The organism is Pseudoteredinibacter isoporae, from assembly GCF_011602085.1.
GTDB classification, from domain to species: domain Bacteria; phylum Pseudomonadota; class Gammaproteobacteria; order Pseudomonadales; family Cellvibrionaceae; genus Pseudoteredinibacter; species Pseudoteredinibacter isoporae.
Window position 1 is genome coordinate 121,663 of the sequence record NZ_JAAONY010000004.1, and the last position, 23,303, is coordinate 144,965.

The window sequence follows — 23,303 nt, forward strand, 5'->3', positions numbered from 1 at the left end:
TCTAATCATCGGGGTTGATTTAAACCGGCTGCAACATAGTGGCTGCAAACGGATAGTTCGTGGCGCAACTGCAGCCAGTGTGCTCGATCTTGTTCGTTTTCAATCAATTGGTGCAGGGTGTGCAAAGGACGATAGATGTAATCCAGGCACAAGCAGCGCCATTGAGGATCAATCAATTCGTCACTAATGGTATCGAGCAATAGATAAAACTGTTGCTCAAAATGATTCTGTTGTCGTTCTTTGCTGCATCTCTGGCAAGGTTCCATTCCGCGGCGGTTTATGCAACAGCTTTCGGTGTGAAGCCACTTTTGAATCAGGTAGGGCGAATCCGGTGAGCTGCCTGAGCGTATAAGCTGGCGCAATTCCACGAGTTCAGGGTCCTGGGCAGGGATGTTCATTGATGTTTCTCTGTGCGAATCTAAATGCGAACAATTATCATTATAATGTTGTGATGGGGTAATGCAAGAGTTCTGAATCTGCCTCTGGGGCCGCTTTCATGGTATGGACATATGCCGATATTAAGCTCTGTGTCTCCCTGTTTCAGTGCGGCTCTGTGGTTGCGGATGGGTGGCCTTGGCGGGTGTGGGTTTTGACGACATGTTTTCAACTGTTTGTTTTTAATAGGTTTTCCGGGTTTCAATTCATTTGATTAAGGGCTTATTAATTATTACATGTAATAGCGTTGACATATCACATGTAACAGAATATATTTTATCCATGAAAGCGAAATCTTCAGCACATTATCAACGCGAATACCGCCGCCGCTTGCGAGAGCAGGGTTTGGTGAAGAAAGAGGTGTGGATTCTTCCTGAGAATGCCAAGCAGCTTGCTGATATTGAAAAGCAGTTGCGCTTGCCTGGGAGCGGGGTTCGATCTAAAGGAGTGATGAGTATGACAGATAAAGTGGAACGTTGGACGACGAGCAGTTTGTTCGAGGCTCTGGCAGAAACTGAACTTTTTGCCAGCGGGCAGGCGACCCTGGAATTAATCGACGGAATTGAGCCAACCCTGCACATTGTGATGACTGAGTACGGTGATTTGCCGGTTTTCCTGACGGTGAGTGGCGAGCAAATTATCGTTGAGTCTGTACTTTGGTCAGTTGCTGAGGTCAGCAATGTCGATGCATTTAATAAAACGGTGTTACAAACGCACAAATATTTTCCGCTTTCGACGATCAGTCTGGATGCAAGAGTCGATGGAAGCGATTACTATCACATGTTTGGCGCATTGAGTGCGTCGTCCATTCTTCCCAATATTGTGTTTGAAATTGAAGTGTTGGCAAGCAATGTGATTCAGGCCACAGAGGCCTACAGTGAGTTTTTATCCATTCCAGTTGAAGCGAGCTAAGCAAGGAGCAGGTGATGAATATTTGGTCAAAAATGATGACAGCCCTGCGTGGTGGCGTTAATGAAGCGGGTGAGGCTATTGTCGATAGCCAGGCATTGAGAATTCTGGATCAGGAAGTTCGGGATGCCTCCGAGGAGTTAAAACAATCCAAAGGCAGCTTGGCGGAAATCATGGCCAGACAGAAGCTGGCCGAAGAAAAAGTTGCGCAGCTTCAAAAGCAAATCGATGAGCATGAGGGTTATGCAATCAAAGCCTTGGAAAAGGGCGATGAAAACCTGGCCCGCGAAGTGGCTGAAAAAATTGCCAGCCTTGAAAATCAGCAGTCTCAGGAAAAGGAGTCCGCTGCTGGCTTTTCTGAAAGCGTTAGCAAGTTGCGCACGGCCATTCAACAGAGCGAGCGCAACATCAAGCGGCTTAAGCAACAGGTGGATACCGTTAAGGCCACGGAAAACGTTCAGAGGGCCCAAGCTGCAGTTGCTGAGCGACACAGCGGTTCTAATTCCAAGATGCGTACAGCCATGGATTCCCTGGAGCGTATCAAGGAGAAGCAGGCCTTGAAAGAAGCACAAATGTCGGCAGCCAGTGAGTTGGCAGAATCCGATGTTGACGTTTCCCTGCAAACCAAGCTGGAAGAAGCCGGCATTGCCAGCACTGGAAACAGTGCCGACGACATTCTTGAGAGACTGAAGAAAAAATCCTAACGATACAAAAGCAACATAATACAAACGCAAGGAATAAGGAGGTGTGGGAATGTTTGCAATTTTACTCAGTGAAGGTATGAATCCCTTTTACCAAAATATTGCTTCGTTCCCCACCGTTTTTTTTACTTTCTTTCTTGCCATTACCGTATTGTATTGGTTGGTAGCGGTTCTCGGCTTTGTGGATATTGATATTCTCGATTTCGATATCCCGGATGCCGATGGCAGTATGGACGTAAACCCGGACAATGGATTGTCCACCCCTGATGTGCTCGCCGGCTTTATGCTCCGTTATGGATTAGCAGGGGTGCCGGTCACCATCATTGTTTCCCTGATCGCATTATTCGGCTGGTTGGCTTGCTATTACATTGTTCACTTCCTGTTTGGCATTATTCCTGATGGTCTAATGCGATACCTCGCTGGCATCCCTGTATTGCTGGTTTCATTATACCTGGCCGTGCACATTACAGCGGTGTTGATTAAACCGCTGAGACCTCTGTTTCAGAAAGCTCAGCAACAAACGGTCAAACATATTCTTGGTCAAACCGCTATTGTTCGTACGTCCAAAGTTGACAAGGACTTTGGTGAGGTCGTTATGGAAGATGGTGGGGCAGGCTTAATCCTGAAAGCTCGTGCAGCGGGCGATGCGGTTTACACCAAAGGCAATCGGGTGGTGCTTTTGGAGCATTTAAAAGAAGACAACCTTTATCGAGTGGTATCTGAAGAAGAATTTTCAGGTCCCCAGCAGTAACAAACTCAGAATCTAAAAACATGGACATGGAGTAAGCACAATGGCTGACTTATCTGTACTTATGCCAATCGTAACCGGTGTAGGCATATTTTTTATCGTACTCATGGGCCTGGCGGCTCTATTCAAAGCCTTCTATGTGAAAGTTGAACAGGGGACAGCGTTGATTGTTAACGACATGAGTTCCAGCCCCAAGGTGCATTTTACCGGCGCTCTGGTTTACCCGATCATCTATAAGAAGGAACTGATGAAAATCTCCTTGATCACTCTGGAGGTAGATCGTCGGGGTAAAGATGGGCTCATCTGTGCAGACAATATGCGAGCCGATATTACCGTAGCGTTTTATCTACGCGTGAATGAAACCGCCGAAGATGTATTGAAAGTCGCCAAGTCCATTGGTGCAGGTCGTGCTTCGGATAAGGAAGCCGTTAACCAGCTATTTAACGCCAAGTTTTCTGAAGCCCTGAAAACCGTTGGTAAGCAGATTGAGTTTGTTGCTCTGTTTGAAAATCGCCAGGAATTCCGTGAAAAAATTATCCAGGTGATTGGTGATGATTTGAACGGTTATGTTCTGGAAGATGTGGCCATTGATTATCTGGAGCAGACTCCGAAGGGCTCTCTGGATCCAAGTAACATCTTGGATGCGGAAGGCATTAAAAAGATTACCGAGTTAACCGCTGAGCAAAACGTACGCACGAATATTCTAGAGCGTGACGAAGAGCTGGCGATCAAGAAGAAAAATGTCGAAACCGTAGAGGCTATGCTTGAGCTGGAACGTCAGCAAGCCGATGCAGAGGCTAAGCAACAGCGTGAAGTTGCCACCATTCAGGCCCGCGAAGAAGCTGAGACCAAAAAGGTTCAGGAAGAAGAGCGCCGTAAGGCCGAAGCCACAACCATTCAGGTTGAGCAGGATCTGGCCGTGCAAACCGAAAACCAGAAGCGTGAAATTGAAGTGGCTGAACAAAACCGTCAGCGCGCGGTGGCCATCGAAGAAGAAAAGGTGACCCGAGCAAGGGACCTTGAGATTGTTTCCCGTGAACGTGAAGTTGAGATCCAGAAAATCGAAGCGGATAAGGCCATTGAAGTCGAGAAGAAAGAAATTGCCAATGTGATTCGTGAGCGTGTTGCGGTTGATAAAACGGTTGCGATCGAGGAAGAGCGAATCAAGGAGGTTCGCGAGGTATCGGAAGCGGATCGCGCCAAGCAGACTCAGGTACTGGCCGCCGAGGCGGTTGCCGAAGAAGAGAAAGTGAAGCAGGTGAAAGCGGCCGAGGCAGAAGAGCTGTCAGCCAAGCACAAGTCTGTTGAGATTACGACGTTGGCTCAGGCTGAGTTGGATGCCGCTGCAAAAGAAGCCGATGCCAAGAAAAAACTGGCCGAAGGTGTTCAAGCCGAAGAGGCAGCGTCTGGTCTGGCTGAAGCTAAGGTTCAGTCCGCAAAAGCGGATGCCCTTGAGAAGGAAGGTGTTGCTGAAGCTCATGTTATTAAGGCGAAAGGTGATGCCGAGGCTGATGCCTTGCTGGGTACCGGTAAAGCCCAGGCCGATGTGACTGCTGCGCAGGGTGATGCAGAAGCACAGTCTGCTCGCGAAATTGGTTTGGCAAATGCCGAGGTAACTCGTGAACAGTTCAAGGCTGAAGCCGACGGTTTGGTCGATAAGTTCCAGGCGATGAACAGCATGAGTGAAGATGCCCGTTCCCACGAAGAATATCGCATGGGTCTTGAGACTGCGCTTAAAGAGGCCCTGGCTTCCATCGAAGCAGGTAAAGACATCGCCCGTGAAAATGCCGAAGTACTGGCGGTGGCCTTGCAGAAAGCGAAGATCGATATTGTGGGTGGTGAAGATCACTTCTTTGATAATTTCGCCAAATCTCTTTCAATCGGTAAGGCCGTTGACGGTCTGGCGGACAAGAGCGGGACCATTCAGGCGCTTTTGCACCGAGTGATTGAAGGCAAACCTGAAACATCCAAAACTGCTGAGGACGCTTAAGCGGTATTGTCGAAGGCAATATAACGCCCAGCGTTAAGTAGGCAGGGGCAGCATGCCCCTTGGATAGACTGCCCGAGTGCTGGTTCACTCCGGGCGGTGGTTTAGGCCATGCAGAAGGAAAACCAGATGGTAGAGCAGGTGCAATCTACAGATCTTGTCGACAATGCAGTCGCGGAAGGCGGCGCTTACGAAATCATTAAAAAGCGCTTGCTGGAGCAGGGTAAGCAACTCGACGCCAAAATCCAGACACTGAATCAATCCAGACTGGAAGAGTTTGGCAGCTCGGATATGAACGTCGCTGCACGGGTTCGAGTGCGCACCGAAAACAATTGCATCGCGCGTGATATTGTTCAGATTGGCGATCATTTATTGTTTGCCTATAACGTCTTTATTGGGCTTAAAAAAGAAACCAAGGTCGAGGACGTCTTTGCGCTTTTTGATGTCAAAGAGGGGACGGATGGCGTCGAAATGACCCCTGTGTCTCTGGAAGGCAGCTTTCTGAAAGAAGCCTCTTTCCTGAGTGATTTTGAAGAGCTGTATCGTTATTACAAACACACCAAACTCATCCAGCTAATTATTAAAGATGGCAAATTGTTGGCTGGATTCCAGATTGGTGAGCGTCTGGAAGATATCCGAGTGTTTCGCTGGTCGGTATCACACGACGGGAAAACCGTTCAGTACATCGACAATCGTGGCGAGCGTGATATTCAGTTACCTCCGTCCTACGACTTTGAATGGATCGAAACCGATCGTGAAAATGCCGTTCACGGCCGTCATCCACACATTAATATTCTCGATACGGTGTTTGTGGAGACCGTTGGTGGCGACCTGACCATCAAGATCGAGAACAACACCGAAGACGGCCTGGGCATTTATCGCGAAACCGTAGAAGATAAGACTCAATCTCTGGATGATGCTGAGATCGCCTATGCAGCGGTTGGCAGTCTGATTCTGATTAAAGTGCGGCCTTATCGTGAAGATAATCGGCGCTACTTTATTTACAACACCCTCACCGAAGAAGTCCTCAGGGTCGATGCGATTGGTGAATCCTGTGTTCAACTTCCGGAAGACCATGGGCTTATCTTCCCGGGTGGGTATTATCTGCAAACGGGTGAATTCAAACATTTCGATGAAGAAACCGAAGGGCTGAAGTTCAAACGCAAGATCCGTTCGCCCAATGGCGAAGATATGCTGTACGTGTTTTATCAGCCTGAAGATGGGGTGGTAGGCCTGTTCTCCTATAATCTGATTGAGAAGGCATTGCAGAACCCGATTTACGGCCACGGATATGCCTTGGCCGAAAATGGCCGACTGGTGATTTTCTCGGCCGAGGTGGAGCCGACACGTGTACATCCTATGCAAATATGGGAAACGCCCTTTGAAAGTGCAGAATACGCTAGCAAGGCACCTGCCAGTCAGAGTTTTTTGGGGCGTATCGGTAATGCTGAATTGGTTCGAGGGGTGTCCGATCTCTACAGCATTTGCCGAATGATCAACAATCAAAGTGTTTCTGCCCGGTTATATGAAGAACTGGAAAAGTCGGCCAAGAAAATATTCGATGATCACTATTGGATCGAAGAGTCTGAAACCCAGGACATCGCGGCGGTTTTGAAGGAAATATCATCTACATCAGAGTTGGTGATTGATGAGTTTGAAAAAGTCCAGAGCATTCAACAGCAATCTGCCAGGAGTATGCTGGAAGCGGAACAGCAACAGGAGGCACTGTTGCAATCGGTTCGCCCGGAAAACTGGGACAATGCCGAAGAATATGTGAACGCATTGGCTCAGCTGCGCCGTCAGCGTGGACATTTGGTGACCATGCGCAGTTTGCGCTATATCGATCTGGAAAAAATAGGCAAGCTTGATGAAGAGCTGCAATCGGTCGAGGAGAATCTCACCGAACGTACCGTCGAGTTCCTCTCGGATGAGCAGGCGCTGGAACCGTATTTACATAAAATCGATGACTTGAACAAGCAGGTTGACGGGGCGGAGACCATTGCCGTTTTGGAGCCATTGATTGAAACCATCGAAAGTACCGCCGAAGGTCTGGATCTTCTATCAGAGTTGATTGGCACGCTGAAGGTGGATGATGCGACGATAAGAACTCGTATTATCGATTCCATTTCGATGGTGTATTCAAAGCTGAATCAGAGTAAGGCGAGTGCCAAACATAAACAAAAATCTTTGGGTTCATCCGAAGCAATTGCGCAGTTTTCTGCGCAGTTCAAATTGTTTTCACAAAGTATTACTAATGCTTTGGGCGTTTCCAGCACTCCGGAGAAATGTGATGAACAGCTTTCACGCTTGCTGGTGCAGTTAGAAGAGCTGGAAAGCCAGTACAGCGAATACGATCAGTTCCTTGCGGATATCATGGATAAGCGCGAGGAGATTTACGAATCGTTCGAAGGTCACAAGCAACAATTGCTGGATGCTCGGCAGCGCAAGGCGCAATCGGTTTCCGATGCGGCCTCCCGCATTCTGGGCAGCATTGAAAAACGTTCATTGAAATTCACAGAAGCGGATGAGCTGAATACCTATTTTGCGTCCGATGCCCTGGTGATGAAAATCCGCGAGCAGGTTGAACAACTGCGTGAGCTGGATGCCGCTGTGAAGGCGGATGATGTGGAAGCAAAACTGAAAGCCATTCAAGAGCAGGCCTTGCGTTCCCTGCGCGACAAAACCGATATCTATGAAGATGGCGGCAATGTCATTAAGTTGGGGCCGCGCCATAAGTTCTCGGTAAACACTCAAGAGTTGGATCTCACGATCATTCCCCGGGACGGTCATTTGAATGTCCACCTTACCGGTACCGATTATTACGAGGTGATTGAGCATCCCGAGTTGATGGCGCTCAGAGAGTTTTGGGGCATGGGATTGGAATCTGAAACTCCTGAGGTGTATCGAGCTGAATACCTGGCTTCCTTGATTCTTGATGCGGCGAAACATCAGCAGCATGATTTGTCGATGCCAATACTGAAGGCAGCCTTGAACAAAGAAGGTGAGCTTGATCGTGTCGTTCGCGAATTCGCCGGACCGCGTTACAAAGAGGGTTATGAAAAGGGCGTTCACGACCACGATGCAGCCTTGTTACTGCGCACCTTGATTCCGGCGTTTGATAGCGCTGATCTGCTGGTGTTCGACCCATTGAGTCGAGCACTGGCCCAGGTCTTTTGGGCCAACATCAAAGGTTTGAGTCGCAACAATCGCCAGAACGGGCGAAAGGAAGAACGAAAGGAGCAGCAAAAGCAGGCGGCCATTTCCTACACCAGCTGGCCCGAGCGTGCGCAATCGGCGTTGCAGATGGCATCCATATTCCGAAGTCGTGAAGCCATGGAGCTGCTGTCAGAAGAGGTGGCCAACTCCATGCGCGATTTTGTTGAGCAGCATCCTTTGCCGGTCAGTGAGCTGGATATGCGTCGCGCTGCGGATTACCTGGTAGCCGAGTTGGGGCGTGAACAAATCGAATTTATTGGCAGCAAATACGCCGTACAGTTGGCCGAAGAGCTCAAACGTTCGATGAATGATGAAACCTGGCGTCGTTATCAGATGGCGCTGGAAAAGATGATCGGCTGGCCGGCCGAGCGTTGGAATTTAACCGCCGCTTGGTTGCAGGCGCTGGTAGATGAAAAACAGTTATCGTCTTTGGAGAGTTATATTCCTGAAGCTGTTGCATTGATTAATGCTGATGAGCGTTTGGATCGCCGTTTAAGTGAAGTGGATCTGGAACTCAAGATTGAAGGCTTGATGGGAGATCATGCCATCATCGAAGATCGAAGCCTGTCTTTCGGCCTGGATGCTTTTCTTTTGAAGCTGGAGCGTCATCGCTTTGAGGTCGTACCAGCCTATCACCGTTACCTGGATCTGCGGCAGGATATCATTCGCAGTGAGCGGGATATGTTGCGCTTGGAAGAGTTTAAGGCGCGCCCATTAAGCTCGTTTGTGCGCAACCGTTTAATCAATGAATCTTATTTGCCACTGATTGGTGATAACCTTGCCAAGCAGATGGGTACGGTGGGCGACAGTAAGCGCACCGATCTTATGGGATTGTTGATGATGATCTCTCCTCCAGGTTACGGTAAAACCACCTTGATGGAATATGTGGCCAACCGTTTGGGTTTGATTTTCATGAAGATCAATTGTCCCTCACTTGGTCATGAAGTGGTTTCGCTGGACCCGGAACAAGCCCCCAATGCCACGGCACGCAAAGAGTTGGAGAAACTCAATCTCGGCTTGGAAATGGGCAATAATGTCATGTTGTATCTCGATGATATTCAGCATACCGATCCGGAATTTCTCCAGAAGTTTATCTCACTGTGTGACGGCACTCGTAGGGTTGACGGCGTGTGGAAGGGTAAAACCAAAACCTACGATATGCGAGGACGCAAGTTCTGTGTGGTGATGGCGGGTAACCCGTATACCGAATCCGGTGAAGCGTTTAAGATTCCTGATATGCTTGCGAACCGTGCGGATATCTACAACCTCGGTGATATTCTTGGGGGGATGGACGAACAATTTGCGCTCAGCTATATCGAAAACTCCCTGACCTCCAATCCGGTTCTGGCGCCGCTGGCTGTGCGGGATATGGATGATGTTTACAAGCTCATTGATCTGGCCAAGGGAGCCAATGTCCCCACTACGGATCTGAGTCATCAATACAGTGGTGCTGAAATCAATGAAATCACCGAAGTCTTCAAGAAGATGATGGTGATTCAGGATGTTGTGCTCAAAATCAACAAGCAGTACATCGCGTCGGCAGCTCAAAATGATAAGTACCGTACTGAGCCGGCGTTCAAACTGCAGGGAAGCTACCGAAACATGAACAAGATGACCGAAAAGCTATCGGCGGTCATGAACGAGAAGGAACTGATGCAGCTGATAGCGGATCACTATCTGGGTGAAGCCCAGCTGTTGACCACCGGCGCTGAAGACAACCTTTTGAAGTTGGCGGAGTTGCGCGGCAATATCACGGAAACACAGAGTGCCCGTTGGGAGCAGATCAAAAAGGACTACATGCGCAATAAATCCATGGGCGGCGATGATGCCGATACCGGCGCCCGAGTCGTTGCGCAATTGTCAGACCTGGTTGAAAGCGTTCAGGGCTTATCACAACATGCCGCTGAAAACGGGGCTAAGGCAGAGTCAAAGCCTGAATCTAAACCTAAGCCAGAGCCTGAACTGAAGCCTCAGAACGACAACAGCGAAAAGCTCATGCAGCTTATGGAGGAACTCACCGAAGCCGTAAGGCAGTCGAAGCCATCTGTTCAGGTGGTCAATGAGCCAGTGCCGGGAATCAACAAGCTTTTGTCGGCCCTTGCGCAGACCATTGAACACAGCATTTCGCCGCTGGTGCGCAGTATGGATAAAAAACTGGATATCGATTTGCGAACCCATGACAAAATGCGTGATATTTCCGAGCAGTTGCGCAATCTGGAGTCAGAATTTTCAGGCAAAGCTGAGTCGGCCAATCCGGATGATCCGGTTGTTTAATCTGTTTTCTTTAGCGTTTATCTGGCACAAGTAGAAAGAGGGCATGTCCCTCTTTCTTTATTTGGCGCATTGGATACTTGATCGGCTGAATTTGTATCCCAAAATATGATGATTTTGTATTTTGTTGACGGATATTTTCTACCCCCTCACACTCATTAGTGCGCACTCAAGCGGTGTTTCATCGCCTGTAAGTCGTGAGCAAAAAGCGAATACTTTTAATAAATACACTATAAAAATAGCACTGCAAAAGGGGGCAGAGTCGTGGGTTTCATTATTCCAAAAAAACGATCCGCTGTTATTGTTTTCTGCATATTCTTTCTCAACGCCTGTTCTGAATCCTGGGATGGAAAATCAACCGCTGAAGAAATGTACCGCATTTATTTTGAGGGTTTTCCAGGTACGGTGAAAGCCTATGAAGCACATCCGGAGGAAAAGGCTCGACTTCTGGAGCGCAGTGGGCTCGCTTATGAAAGTGGCGGGCAGGGTGCGGCGGACAGTGCCTTTTTGGAAGAGTTCTGGCGCTTTTTCAGCACACAAACCAGATTGAGTATACTGCGTGCTCCGGATGCTGATGTGATTCAGTATGCGCTGGCTCTGGCGAACTGGTTGGATTTCCTCGCCGATAAGTACGGCGCCTCTTGTCACGATATTGCGCTGAGCGGAAGTGATTTATTGCGATTGGGCTTGGTGTTGGAACACAGCAATACCCAGGGTTTTATCAGCGCCGGTGATAATTTGATGTTGAAAGCCGGGCCCAGTAATCGAACACGAGCTTTGGCCAGGGACATGAAGCGACAGTTTGAAAACCTTAAACGGCATCTTCCTGTCGCGATGAACCGTAAACCCTATGAGATGAAGTTTGTTCTCGATCCATTTACTGCCGAAACCAAAGAGGAAAAACTCCAGGCCTGCCGAAGCTTATCTGCCAGCCTGTATTACTTCAGTGCGCCAGAACGCAATAAGGCAACATCGGCAGCTTTTTTACGGAGCTATTTGCAGGGTGAGAATAACCCCTAGAATGCCAGCCAATCAAGGCACGTGGTGGTTCAAAACCTACGGTGATCAATCAAGCGTTTGGCTTTTCCCTCGGAGCGAGGAATACTGCATTCCTCGCCGACATTGATTTCGGCGCTGATGCCAACGATAGCTTTAATGCGTTGTTGTAATTGTTGGGCGCTTTGCTCTCTCACTGCCTGTGGACATTTTGTTGCCAATTCCACTGAGACTTTGACAGCATCAAGATTGCCTTGTCGGAAAACTTCGATTTGGTAGTGTGGGGCCAGCTCGGGTTGCGCGAGAATTTGTTCTTCAATTTGGCTGGGGAATACGTTTACCCCTCGAACGATAAACATGTCGTCAGAACGGCCAGTGATTTTGTCCATCCGGCGCATGGTTCTGGCGGTTCCTGGAAGCAAGCGGCTCAAATCCCTTGTGCGATAACGAATGATGGGCATGGCCTCTTTGGTAAGGCTGGTGAAGACCAGTTCACCTGAAGCGCCATCGTCTTGTACTCGCCCACTTTCCGGGTGAATAATTTCGGGATAAAAATGATCTTCCCAAATGGTAGGGCCATCTTTGGTTTCAGAGCATTCCTGGGCAACACCGCCCCCGATGATTTCAGAAAGGCCGTAGATATCCAGAGCCTGAATTTGCAAACGCTGCTCGATGTTATTGCGCATGGCCTCGGTCCAGGGTTCCGCACCAAAAATGCCAAGTCGCAAATTGAGTTGTTGAACGTTCGCACCCTGGCGTTCCAGTTCATCAGCAATATTCTGCATGTAGGACGGAGTGACCATAATAATGTCGGGATTAAAGTCCTGAATCAACGTAGCTTGCTTTTCGGTTTGGCCGCCCGACATGGGAATGACGGTGCAGCCAAGCTTTTCTGCGCCATAGTGTGCGCCGAGGCCGCCGGTAAACAATCCGTAACCATAGGCAACATGGATCATATCACCGGGACGGCCACCCGCTGCATAGATAGAGCGCGCCATGATATCAGCCCACATGTCTATATCCGCTTTGGAGTAGCAAACGACAGTAGGTTTACCCGTCGTGCCACTGGAGGCGTGAACCCGTTGCACTTTGTCTCGCGCAATGGCCAGCATGCCAAAAGGGTAGTTATCCCGCAGATCCGACTTTTCGGTAAAAGGAAATTTCTGTAAATCCTCCAGATGTTGAAAATCCTGGGGATGCACACCGTGCTGATCAAACTTATCGCGGTAGAAACGGCTGTTCTCATAGGCGTGCCATAGGGTATGTGACAGCCGTTGAGTTTGTAAGGCTGTTAACTCGTCCCGGCTTGCAGATTCAACGTCGCTCCACCCGATACCCGATGCTTTTTTCATAAGTGCTCCTGATCGCTAAAGGCTATCAATCAATCCCCGTACCTGACTCTTGAGCCTTGAGCTGACTCCTAAACCGGATCGACTTTGTGCATATCCACCGATTGAATCATGCCCTCTGTGGTAGCCAGATAAGCTGCCATATGATCGGAGTTGGCGTGGGCAAGAAACGCGGTTTTGTCCTTATAGCATTCCTGCACATAGAACATATGGGGTACTTTACGATCCTGGTAAAACTGATAGCGAATACAGCCGGCTTCCTGATGTGTCAGGGCCTGGGCCTTACGCATTTCAGCCTTGAGTTCTTCAATGTGTTCTTCCTTCGCGCTGACGCGCACCAATAGGTTAACTTCGCTCATGGTCTTCTCTCTTGCTCCTTTCTGTTGCTTCTCTTTCTGGGCCCTCTCTTGGGCATAAACAGTGGTATTTATATTATTGATCGATCGTTCGATCAATAATATGGTTTGCTTGAATCAATAGCAAGTCCTGGAAATAGGCGCACCCTGTGGGTGGCTCGTTTGATGGGGTGAGATGACAAGAGAGTTTTGATGGCTGTCGCAAATCCGATTTGATATTTCACGGCAAGTACGACTTTAGGCTTAACTGAAATCAGGATTACTGATAACCTACGCCCCTAAAAACTATTTAGCCTGATGTAAAAGGTGGTCAGCTGTTTAAGCGGGCCACTACTGAAATTTCAAAACTGCTGCACTGTCGCCACATAGGTACAAGCCGTAATGTGGGTGAGAGGCAAATGCAGTACGTAATAACAGGTTAAATAGCGCATGAACCCTCCAAATATTCTGATTGTAGAAGATGACAAAAATCTGAATTGTCAGTTATCGGAATTGCTTTCCAGTAAAGGTTATTCAACAGAGCAATGCTTCGACGGCGACGATGGATTGCTGCGTGCTGTGTCTGGTGGTCACCAGCTTATCTTGTTGGATGTCATGCTGCCTAAGCGAGATGGCTTTTCGTTTATGGATATTCTTCGCGAGTATTGTCAGACCCCTGTCATCATGTTGACGGCCTGCGGTGCGGAAGAAGAGCGAATTCGAGGTTTTAACCATGGTGTGGATGACTATCTCTCGAAACCGTTTAACACCACTGAATTGATTCTAAGAATTGAGGCGTTGCTGAGGCGATGCCTTGGGGAAACAGCGCCTAAAAGCCGGGATAAACTCTCTCTTGATGGATTGCTATTGTCGAGAACCGAGCAGTTGGCGAGCGTGAACGGCTCCGAGCTGGATCTGACACAGGCACAGTTTAATTTGCTTTGGAGTCTGCTGCTTCACAAGGACCAGGTTCTCAGTAAACCCTATCTCTATCAAATTGTTTTAAAACGCAGCTTTGGAGCACATGATCGCAGTTTGGATATGCACCTAAGTCGGCTTAGAAGAAAGCTGGACAATGCCGGTTGGTGTGGTGACAGACTCAGTTCCGTGCAGGGCCAAGGTTATTATCTCTCATGAATCGTCGTTTATTCTGGAAGCTGTGTCTGATCATCGTTACGGGCACTGTAGCGTTTTTCTATGCGATTTATATGCTCACGTCTCGTACTGAGGAGGGCATGAGTTATCTCGCTGAAAATGATCAGGAGCAACTTATCGCTTGGGGTCGGGAAGCGGAAGCATTGTACTTCGCTGGCGATCAGGAAGCATTGATTGCCTGGCTTGACACTTTGATGGAGCGGGAAAATACCTGGGCAGCGGTGGTGGAGTCGAAGCTTCATTCAATCGCCAATCATCCTGATGATCAACGATATTATAAATCTTTCAGGCTGGGCCGCAGCGTTCGTTGGAAGATCCATTTGTACTTTAAAACCAATCCGGTGATGGAAGTAACTTTCAAGAACCGCAGTACGCATTTTCTAATCAGGTTGCCCCAAAGAATGCGGCCTGGTGTCTACTGGGGGCAAGCCAGAATTATCTTGCAAATTGTTGTACCGATGCTGCTTCTGGCGATCGTCGCCATCATTCTCTATCGGCACATTATGGGCCCATTACGACAATTACAGCTTGCTACTCGATCTTTTTCCCAAGGACAATTTGATGTGCAGGTGAGTCAGCGGCTTGGCAATCGAAAGGACGAGCTGGCGGAGTTGGCTAACACCTTCGACCAGATGGCAAGTCGAATTGGGGAGATGATTATCAGTCAGCGTCAACTGATTGCCGATATGTCGCATGAGCTGCGTACGCCACTTGCTCGCCTGGATGTTGCGGTGGAAATGCTCAGATGTGATCCTGCCAATGAAAGCTGTATTGATCGAGTAGAACACGAATCGCAACAAATCCGGAAGTTGATGGAAGATACCCTGACTCTGGCCTGGCTCGACAATGAGAGACCGAGTTTGAATCAGGAGGATCTGGATTTGGTTGATCTTTTGGATGTTGTTATTCGGGATGCACGCTTTGAATTTCCAGATCGTGAAATAGCGGCGAACTTCCCAGAATATGCACCTCTAGAGAAATCCAACAATCGATCACTGGGGCAGGCGTTGGAAAATATCATTCGTAACGCCATGCGTTTTACGCCTCCCGGACGCTGTGTGAATGTCTCCATTCAACAGCACTCGCGGGAGTATCAGATTAATGTTGCGGATGAAGGGCCAGGTGTCGCTGAGGATTTGCTCGATAAAATCTTTCGGCCTTTTTTCCGTGAAGATCGAGCACGTTCCAGTTCCCATAATAGCTTTGGCTTAGGCTTGGCACTGGCAAAGCGCCAGATTGAGGCTGTTGGTGGTCAGGTGCTGGCGCGTAATCGTGACGTTGGTGGTCTGCAGGTAGAAATCTATTTACCCATTCAGCAAGCTTCCAGTGAGTAATAGCAAGCTTGCAATGATCATAACAATCAGTGCTCGGGGCTGATAACTGAGTGCTATGGAGATCAACAGACTCGCAAAGGTAATGCTCGCAACATAATACACCGTACCTAAGGCGATGCCGTGAGCGGCGAATACAAAGTAGCCCGAGAAAACCAAACAGGGCCAAGCGAGCAGCTTGTACCATCCGCCGCGAACATCTATCTGGAAATTGAAATTGGCATAAACCTGTTTTTGGTGACGCTTATCGACCATAGATAAGGCAATCAGCCCCAGTAGCATAAACAGAAAAGCAAGCATCATGGTGATGTACTACCTTGGGAGGTTACCAGTGAATAATTCTGTTCTTTCTGAATGGGGACTTTGAGGCTGGCGAGAGCAAAACATACTCCAAACATTAACATCGCGATATCGAACCCAGCTAATACCCAATCTCCATGAGAGACGGCATTGAATAAGTGATTATCGGAACTCGCAAAGTTCAGAACCGGAATAAAAATATAGGCCGCACTGGCGATTTTCAACTGCAGTGTCCATGATGCGTTCAGTGATTTGTTTCGGTTTAGGAAGGGTTGCAACAAGGTGATAAACCATACGATAAACAAGCTGTTAGCCTCCCAGTTGGCACGATCTGAAATGCCGACTGGCAAGAGACGATTACTCCAGAAGTAGGCGGCTATTGCAATTGGTAAACCGATAATGACGCCAACATTCAAGCGTTCAATAATGGTGAGAACCTTGTCATTTCCGTTGTTTTTCATTGGGTCACTGCGTTCTTTCCGCGTCCAGAGAAGTGCGCCCGTTGCGACCATGCCAGCACCCATAATACCGCTCAGGAAATAAAGCCATCGTAATAGCGGGCCGGCAAACAAGCCTTCATGGAGGTGTTCCATGGTATGGTAGAAGCCCTGGGTTGGTGTATGTTGATGCTGTATTTCCGACGCCAAGGGCTTTCCATTGTGGGCGTCGAAAGCTACTGGACTGAAGGTGTCCAAACCGCTTTTGGAAGGCGTGCCAAACTCGACAAAGGCATCACGGTCACCTGGGTGATGTATGTTGATAAAACTGATTGGGTCGTTACCCATTGCTTCCTTTGCGCTGTTGTACATCGTGGACAGCGGAATATTACTGGCTTTAATTCCGGAGGCTTCCCTTAATGGTGGTTCGGAAAAAAAACGATCATAAGCTGAGCGCAACTCCGGTCCTGTACCGTACTGAGCGACCGGAATAGCGATCATTGTGCTGAACATTAATAGCATCAGCCCACTGTAGGTAATCATCAAATAGAAGGGCAGGGGCAGTACACCGAGAATATTGTGCATATCACGCCAGGCCCTTTTTTCATTACCCCGTCGAAAACTGAAAAAGTCTTTGAATATACGGCGGTGAATAACAATGCCACTTATCAAGGCGAGGAACATCAGCATCGCCCCCAGGCTGGTAATCCAATGGCCCAGGCTCTTGGGGATATAATGCAAGATATAGTGCATTCGATAAAGCAATTCCCCACCACCGGTCTCTCGAAATTCGATGGTCTTGCCGGTATTCGGGTCAAGTAATTCACTGTGCCAGCCAGGTTTAATTCCTGTGCTAACGTCCTTGGGGTTGTGCCACCACAAAGCAAAAAATGGATATCGAGATAGGGGAAATTCTATGTATATCTGGTCGGCTTCAGTAGCAACTTTCTGTAGTCGCTCTTCGGCTTTGGGAAGTAAGGAGCGAGTATCAAATGTTCCTTGTTGAACGGGTATCTCAGGTTTCATCCAGCGGTCAATTTCATGATCAAAATACCCCGCAGACCCTGTTATAAACATAAAATACAATAGCCAGCACAATACCAATCCAGACCATGTGTGCAGCCAATTCATCGATTGACGAAACTTCATGCGGCAGACTCCAGAAATTGACTTCCGACGACAATCACAAGTGATATCAACGCTGCGATTAGTAATCCAAGGCTGGCAGATTTCAAAGTGCTTGTTGAAAATACCCAGATGATAGCCGCCGTATAAAATAAAAAACTGCAAGCCATTGCGAGTGCTACACTTTCGTCCATAGATATGGGAAGGATTTTGCTCAATGCAATCGCACATAAATTAGCGACCAGATAACCGCCAAGGCAGGCCAGTAAAATGCGGTACTTGATAAATGTTGGTGCGTATTTCATGACTTTCCTCGAAAGCACTCAATGAACAGAACTGGAGATTTGAGCGAGCGACAATCTAACGTGAGGAAATATCTAAAGCAAATGTAACAGTTGTAACAACCCTGTGAAGCGTTTCAAAAATGAGGATAATTCTCATTTATTCAAACTGACAGAAACAGGTTCAACTGACATGAAATCCAACTTTCAGAAAAAATCATTGGCTGTTTTTATAGCTGCTGCGAGTGGATCGGTATTCGGCATTGCTGCGCAGGCAGAAGATAAAAAAGCCGATCAGCCGCTTTTGGAAACCATCGTTGTGGTAGGGGAGGCAACGAATGCTCTGATTACCACTCAGGAGCTGGAAGCGTATCAGGCCAATGATTTGGAAGATGTCTTTAAACTGACCCCGTCGATTTCTGTTGGTGGTGGCGCGAGCGGCATTACGCAAAAAGTATATGTTCGTGGTCTCGAAGATGCTCTGATTAACGTCACCGTAGATGGCTCTCCTCAAACGTCGACCTTGTTCCATCACATTGGACGGGTCACCATCGACCCGGATCTGCTGAAAGAAGTTGAAGTGCAATCCGGTGCGGGTGAAGCAACCAGTGGCGCAGGCGCAATCGGTGGTTCCATTCGATTCAAAACCAAAGATGCCAACGATCTTCTGGCCGAAGGTGAATCCTTCGGCGGAAAGGTGAAAGCCGGTTATTTCAGTAATGATGGCCACCAATATAGTGCCAGCCTGTATGGTCGTTTGACGGATACTTGGGGGGTGTTGGCTTACCACAGCAACACCGACCGTGACAGTGCTGAAGCGGGCGATGGCACTGTGCTGCCAGGCTCCCAGGCCGAACAAACTCTGAACTTCTTCAAAGTCAGTGGTGAAATCAACGACAATCAACATCTGTCCCTCAGCTATGAAGAGCGAGATGAAGAAGGGGCTTTCCCGCGTCAGCCAAACTGGGCACCGGCGCAAACCGCCCCCTTGTATACCGGTAAAGGCGAGCGACAAACATTTGCTGCGAACTACACACTCACCGGTGAGGAACTGTTAAACCTTGAAGTATCGGCTTATCACACCCAATCCTCGTTCCAGCGAGAACTGTTTACCTATAAAACAGAAATCACCAGTTACGGTTTTGATATCCGTAATACCAGCGAGCTGGGTGCGCATCGTTTCACCTATGGTGTGGATTTGCGCGAAGATGAAGTTGAAAGCGGTTTGATTGCTGAGCCCGTTTCCGCCAATGAAGAAGGGCGTGTTCTGGGGGCTTATGTCCAGGTGCATTCCCAAGTGACGGATGACTTATTGCTTAGCTATGGTGCACGTTTCGATGATTATGAATTTGAGCAAAAGCTGCCTAATCGCTTTGGCAATCCATTACAGGACTTTGACAGCTCTGATGTGAGTCTTAACGCCGGCTTTGAATACAAGTTTAACGATGAATGGCAGATCAGTGCTGGATACGCGGAAGCGACTCGCGGCAAGGAAATTGGTGACGGCTTTACCATTGATTCCGCCTTTACCCCGGCTGATTTGAAGGCAGAAAGCGTTAAAAATATCGAAACAGCCATTGAGTACACAACACCGGACCTCTACGCGAAGGTTGCTGTATTCCGATCTGAAATCGACGATGTTATTTATGATCAACTGGGTGGTGCCAGAACTCAGCCTATTCTTTTCGAGAATATCGGAACGGTTGAAACCGATGGCTACGAATTGGAGGTGGCTTATCGTTTCAATGATGATCTTGAGGCGAAGCTTGGATTCTCCAGTGTTGACGCCGTTCTGGATCCTGCCGCAGACCTGTTTTCTATTCCCCGTGGGAAAATCGATTTGATGGGCTATGAGTATAATGGTTTGGGTAATTCCCGTGGTGATACCTGGAATTTAAACCTGAACTACGCGATCAGCTCGACTGTAAAAATTGGCTGGAACTATAGTCGCGTAGAAGATCTGAATAATATTGAAGTGCTGCAACGTGCCGTTCAACTTGGTTGGATTGGTTCTGTTCAAACTGTTGATAAACCCGGATACGATATTCACGATTTCTATGCAGAATGGACCCCGAGTAAAAACCTCAAGTTGAATCTGGCGATTATTAATGCCTTCGATGAGGATTATCGTGACCACTCGAGTGTCGCGGATTATTCTCATATTCCGGGTTGGGGCGTGGTAAATGGCTATAAAGAGCCGGGACAGGATGTCAGAGCCTCGTTGACTTTCTCGTTCTAAACCTAAAATAGGCCATTGGCTGATATATTGGCTTTTCGATACTGATGTATCAGTCAGGGCTCTTGTCGCGTTCCTCTGCCGTAGCCCGATGTATTCGGCATTGTATCTCATTCCCCTGATTTCAAATCTTGTCGTTCCTCGGTTTATTTGTGCGAGTTGAATTGTAAACTCCCTATTTTGTCAATGGCTGGCTTTTCTCGAGAATTGCAGCTTTTACCTCGCCTGTGTTACATTGAAACGCTACCAGTAGTCGCGTATTGCAAAGTGTGACCTCTGAAGTTAAAAATAATAATAGATACCGGCGCGTTTCAATCTCCCCTCAAGCGCCAAGCACTGGGAATCCTGAATGAGTATCGACAAGTTTTTTGAAGATGAAAAATGCCACTTCGATGGGCTGGCAGAGTATTTGGATAATTTGGAGCAGGCGCAGAGAATCTACGAATCGACTAATTTGAGCGCCAAGCAACAACAGTTACTGTGGGATGCGGCAGAAGGTTCGGAGCGATTGACCATGGATTATTTCGTACCTGAGTCTGTAGATCCTTTGAAGCCGGTGATTCATTGGGGGAAGAATTCGCTTCCTGCGTTCACTAAGTTTCAAAAAGTTATGTGTCGGACTTCCACCCCAGGGGAGTTTTCGGGTTACAACGTTTATGCCCTTAAATCACTTATCGGGGATGGGTATTTTGTCGCAAGGGGCACCTCTTCTGATGAGGCTGATGATCACGGTGTGGTTATCGATTACACCCGAGTGCCAGAGGAAAAGGCAACAGCTTGGCCTGAGATTCATTGTAACGAGCGTAGGCTTGGCCGATTTTTCTATTCTGGCAACTACGACTACATGCGTCGGGTCAGTTGCCATGTCTCCATCGGCCGCGCCAAGAAGGCCAAGGCGGCGCATTCCAAATGGATGCCAAACTGGTTTGTCTTGTGCCGGGAAGATTGAAACTGAAGCCGGAGTCAGCTTAATGTTATCTATATTGTTAAGCAGATCTTCAAGAGTTTGGCATAGCCTTCAAAATACCTTAAAACCTTTCTATTTGTAGTGTTTCTCAAAAAGATATTTAAATCTGCCAATTTTGCACGGTGTTGTTTTTGGAAAGACGCTTTCGAAATCTCCCAATTCCTAAATTTGGCAATAAGTACAAATAATGTCGTGGTATCACACATGTTTTGTGCCCTACTGCTAAAGTAATAAGTTGTCGGGTCGACAATTTTACTAGTCTTGCCATGTCTAATGGCTTGCCAGTGGAGATATATCGGAGGGAACCAATGATTTTAACGAGGAATGGTGGTCTCAAAATTCAGCTCAGGAACAGTGAAGTTGAGTTGGCTGAAGATGATCTGATTGTCAGTAAGACCGATGTTACCGGTCGAATTACCTACATCAACCGCACCTTTATGCGAATTTCCGGCTTTTTGGAAAAAGAGCTTATTGGTGTCCAGCATAATGTCATTCGACATCCGGATATGCCCCGCGGAGTCTTCCGCAAGATGTGGGCTGACCTTAAAGAGAACAATGAATTTTTCGGCTATGTGAAAAATCTTTGCCGCGATGGTTCTTACTATTGGGTATTTGCGAACGTTACGCCAGACTATGACGAATCCGGCAATCTGCGTGGTTATTACTCGGTACGACGCAAGCCCGGTCGTGAGGCAATTAAACTCGTTGAAGACTTCTACGCAAAAATGCGTGAGGAAGAAAAAATCGGCGATAAGAAATCGGCACCCGATAGATCCTGGAAAATCATTGATGAGTTTCTGGAAGGCAATAGCACCACATACAATCGCTTTATGGTGGAACTGGATGCAGATCGGGGGCAATCGCTATGAGTATCGCGGCAACAACAGGTAAATCCAACAAGAACTCGGTGAGTTCACAGATACCGTTTCTGCAAACAAAAGCGCAATTTACTCTCTGGGGTGTGGCGCTGGTTATGTTTGCCAACAATGCATTTTTCTTTTTCTTCTACGACCCGGCAATGTGGTTGCTGATTGCACCTGTGGCCACTTGTATTCTGGCCATTATCGGACATCGCATTGTCACCCGGGTTTTTACAACCATCGATCAGGTTTTCTGTACGATTCGATCCGCGAACAAAGGTGGTTTTAACAAGCGTGTTGTGGATACGGTTGGTATGGGTGAGCTGGGCATGGTCGCTTGGGAACTGAATGACTTTCTGGATTATATTGAATCTTATTTTAAGGAAGTTAACAGCTGCTTTACCCACGTTGCTCGAGGTTCCTATGAGCGCACTGCTTTGTATCGCGGGCTTCCGGGACAATTGGGTAAATCTTTGTGTTCGATTAATGTATCGATTGAACGCATGAAAGATGGCATGGATCTGTTGGCAGCCAATGAATTGCATTCTGAACTGCACAGTTTGAATACCACCAATTTGATTAAAAACCTGAAAGTCAGCCAGGTGGATCTGAATCGCATTAACAATGAAGTGAAATCTGTTGAGGAAATCGCCCACCACAATGGCAAGGCCGCCAAGGACAGTCACGTTGAGGTGAACGCTATGTCGACTCGCCTTGAAGAGATCAACGTGAGTATTCAAGATGTTGCTCGTGTGGTTGCAGAGCTGGGTCAAGACAGTAAGAACGTATCGGAATCTCTGTCGATTATTGAGGAAATTGCCGATCAAACCAGCTTGCTGGCCTTGAACGCTGCCATTGAAGCTGCTCGTGCAGGAGAGCAGGGCAGAGGCTTTGCGGTAGTGGCTGAAGAGGTTAAGAGTCTTTCAAATCGTACCAAGGAATCCGCTTCGGGCGTGGCGTCAATTATTGGTGGTTTCAGTCATCGTGTACAAGAAATGGTCAAGAAGGCTGAAACTTCCAGTTCTGCAGCCGCTGAGATGAATGATCAGGTTGAATCTTTCAAAAAGCGATTTGTGGAATTTTCCGAATCGGCTGAAAAAACCAATAACTACGTGCTGAGCGCAAAAGATCTGACCTTCGGTGCCTTGATGAAGATTGATCATGTGATCTTAAAGCAGAGTGGCTATTTGGCTTTGGGTGATGGAGATAATGACATTCCTGAAGAGCTGACGATTGATCACACCGATTGTGAGATGGGCGGGTGGTACTACAAAGGTGAAGGTTCTACTCATTATTCCCATCTGCCTTCCTATAAAGGTCTGGAAGATCCACATCGTCAACTGCACGATTACCTTAAATCAGCCGTGTCTTACCGAGACAAGAACTGGCGCAATAATAAGGACATTCGTGAGACGATTATTTCTGATATGCGTCGAGCGGAGGACTCCAGTGAACTGTTCCTCAGCAGCATCGATCAGTTAATGCAGGAAAAAAACCTGAAGACTGGCTAAGTCGCCCTGTAAGCACTCAACGGTAACAACGGGCCTCACCGCCCGTTTTATTGTGCGCCCTGGCATCCGGGTTCAGGTTTCTTGTATGCCTGTCCATATCGGGACAGTGTTTTGGCTCTCTGGTATTCTTGAAAAAGTTCGCTAGAATAATCT

18 protein-coding genes are annotated in these 23,303 nt (G+C 47.9%); 12 read left to right on the forward strand and 6 right to left on the reverse strand.

Translation table 11 applies throughout. The features are described from left to right. Positions 1 to 5: 5 nt before the first annotated feature. The gene (locus G8768_RS19335) at positions 6 to 398 is read right to left on the reverse strand and encodes a hypothetical protein (RefSeq protein WP_166843375.1); all 393 of its coding nucleotides are present in this window, start codon (positions 396 to 398) and stop codon (positions 6 to 8) included. A gap of 319 nt (positions 399 to 717) precedes the next feature. Here G8768_RS19335 and bacA point away from each other — a divergent pair, with 319 nt between their 5' ends. The 6 genes from bacA to G8768_RS19365 all read left to right on the forward strand — a co-directional run bounded on the left by bacA (position 718) and on the right by G8768_RS19365 (position 11,287). After that, on the forward strand, positions 718 to 1,347 hold the full coding sequence (gene bacA / locus G8768_RS19340; protein WP_166843374.1) for a biofilm formation regulator BacA: 630 nt from the start codon (positions 718 to 720) through the stop codon (positions 1,345 to 1,347). A gap of 14 nt (positions 1,348 to 1,361) precedes the next feature. Next, complete coding sequence (locus G8768_RS19345; RefSeq protein WP_166843373.1) at positions 1,362 to 2,048, forward strand: PspA/IM30 family protein; 687 nt, start codon at positions 1,362 to 1,364, stop codon at positions 2,046 to 2,048. Between the two features lie 49 nt (positions 2,049 to 2,097). Next, the gene (locus tag G8768_RS19350) at positions 2,098 to 2,796 is read left to right on the forward strand and encodes a DUF1449 domain-containing protein (RefSeq protein ID WP_166843372.1); all 699 of its coding nucleotides are present in this window, start codon (positions 2,098 to 2,100) and stop codon (positions 2,794 to 2,796) included. A 40-nt stretch (positions 2,797 to 2,836) separates the two neighbouring features. Beyond that, the gene (locus tag G8768_RS19355; RefSeq protein ID WP_166843371.1) at positions 2,837 to 4,783 is read left to right on the forward strand and encodes a flotillin family protein; all 1,947 of its coding nucleotides are present in this window, start codon (positions 2,837 to 2,839) and stop codon (positions 4,781 to 4,783) included. A gap of 108 nt (positions 4,784 to 4,891) precedes the next feature. Then, entirely contained in the window at positions 4,892 to 10,270 is a 5,379-nt protein-coding gene (locus tag G8768_RS19360; protein WP_243749630.1) for a DNA repair ATPase, read from the forward strand. A gap of 261 nt (positions 10,271 to 10,531) precedes the next feature. Further along, entirely contained in the window at positions 10,532 to 11,287 is a 756-nt protein-coding gene (locus G8768_RS19365) for a hypothetical protein (protein ID WP_166843370.1), read from the forward strand. 29 nt (positions 11,288 to 11,316) lie between these two features. On the opposite strand, the gene paaK is transcribed toward G8768_RS19365, so the two are convergent. After that, on the reverse strand, positions 11,317 to 12,615 hold the full coding sequence (paaK, locus tag G8768_RS19370) for a phenylacetate--CoA ligase PaaK (RefSeq protein WP_166843369.1): 1,299 nt from the start codon (positions 12,613 to 12,615) through the stop codon (positions 11,317 to 11,319). A gap of 68 nt (positions 12,616 to 12,683) precedes the next feature. Next, entirely contained in the window at positions 12,684 to 12,971 is a 288-nt protein-coding gene (locus G8768_RS19375; protein WP_166843368.1) for a putative quinol monooxygenase, read from the reverse strand. Positions 12,972 to 13,397: 426 nt separating this feature from the next. Between G8768_RS19375 and G8768_RS19380 the strand changes: the two genes are divergently transcribed. Beyond that, on the forward strand, positions 13,398 to 14,084 hold the full coding sequence (locus tag G8768_RS19380) for a response regulator transcription factor (protein WP_166843367.1): 687 nt from the start codon (positions 13,398 to 13,400) through the stop codon (positions 14,082 to 14,084). After that, positions 14,081 to 15,436 carry a sensor histidine kinase gene (locus tag G8768_RS19385; RefSeq protein WP_166843366.1) on the forward strand — a complete coding sequence of 452 codons (1,356 nt, stop codon included), beginning with the start codon at positions 14,081 to 14,083 and terminating at the stop codon, positions 15,434 to 15,436. Before G8768_RS19380 ends, G8768_RS19385 begins: the two co-directional genes overlap by 4 nt. Here the strand turns inward: G8768_RS19385 and G8768_RS19390 are convergent. From G8768_RS19390 to G8768_RS19400, 3 genes are read right to left on the reverse strand one after another with little or no spacing between them, the layout of a single operon-like run. After that, a complete protein-coding gene (locus G8768_RS19390; protein WP_166843365.1) occupies positions 15,407 to 15,736 on the reverse strand; it encodes a DUF3325 domain-containing protein in 330 nt (109 codons plus the stop codon). The genes G8768_RS19385 and G8768_RS19390 overlap by 30 nt on opposite strands. Further along, positions 15,733 to 17,319, reverse strand: coding sequence for a PepSY-associated TM helix domain-containing protein (locus G8768_RS19395; protein WP_166843364.1), 1,587 nt, complete (start codon positions 17,317 to 17,319; stop codon positions 15,733 to 15,735). The genes G8768_RS19390 and G8768_RS19395 overlap by 4 nt, the downstream gene beginning before the upstream one ends. Continuing rightward, on the reverse strand, positions 17,316 to 17,600 hold the full coding sequence (locus tag G8768_RS19400; protein ID WP_166843363.1) for a hypothetical protein: 285 nt from the start codon (positions 17,598 to 17,600) through the stop codon (positions 17,316 to 17,318). Before G8768_RS19400 ends, G8768_RS19395 begins: the two co-directional genes overlap by 4 nt. 169 nt (positions 17,601 to 17,769) lie before the next feature. Here G8768_RS19400 and G8768_RS19405 point away from each other — a divergent pair, with 169 nt between their 5' ends. The 4 genes from G8768_RS19405 to G8768_RS19420 all read left to right on the forward strand — a co-directional run bounded on the left by G8768_RS19405 (position 17,770) and on the right by G8768_RS19420 (position 23,150). Continuing rightward, complete coding sequence (locus G8768_RS19405; protein WP_166843362.1) at positions 17,770 to 19,815, forward strand: TonB-dependent receptor domain-containing protein; 2,046 nt, start codon at positions 17,770 to 17,772, stop codon at positions 19,813 to 19,815. A gap of 346 nt (positions 19,816 to 20,161) precedes the next feature. Beyond that, on the forward strand, positions 20,162 to 20,761 hold the full coding sequence (locus tag G8768_RS19410) for a hypothetical protein (RefSeq protein WP_166843361.1): 600 nt from the start codon (positions 20,162 to 20,164) through the stop codon (positions 20,759 to 20,761). Positions 20,762 to 21,087: 326 nt separating this feature from the next. Then, entirely contained in the window at positions 21,088 to 21,648 is a 561-nt protein-coding gene (locus G8768_RS19415) for a PAS domain-containing protein (RefSeq protein WP_166843360.1), read from the forward strand. Continuing rightward, positions 21,645 to 23,150, forward strand: a complete 1,506-nt coding sequence (locus G8768_RS19420; RefSeq protein ID WP_166843359.1) for a methyl-accepting chemotaxis protein — start codon at positions 21,645 to 21,647, stop codon at positions 23,148 to 23,150. The genes G8768_RS19415 and G8768_RS19420 overlap by 4 nt, the downstream gene beginning before the upstream one ends. Positions 23,151 to 23,303 lie beyond the last annotated feature (153 nt).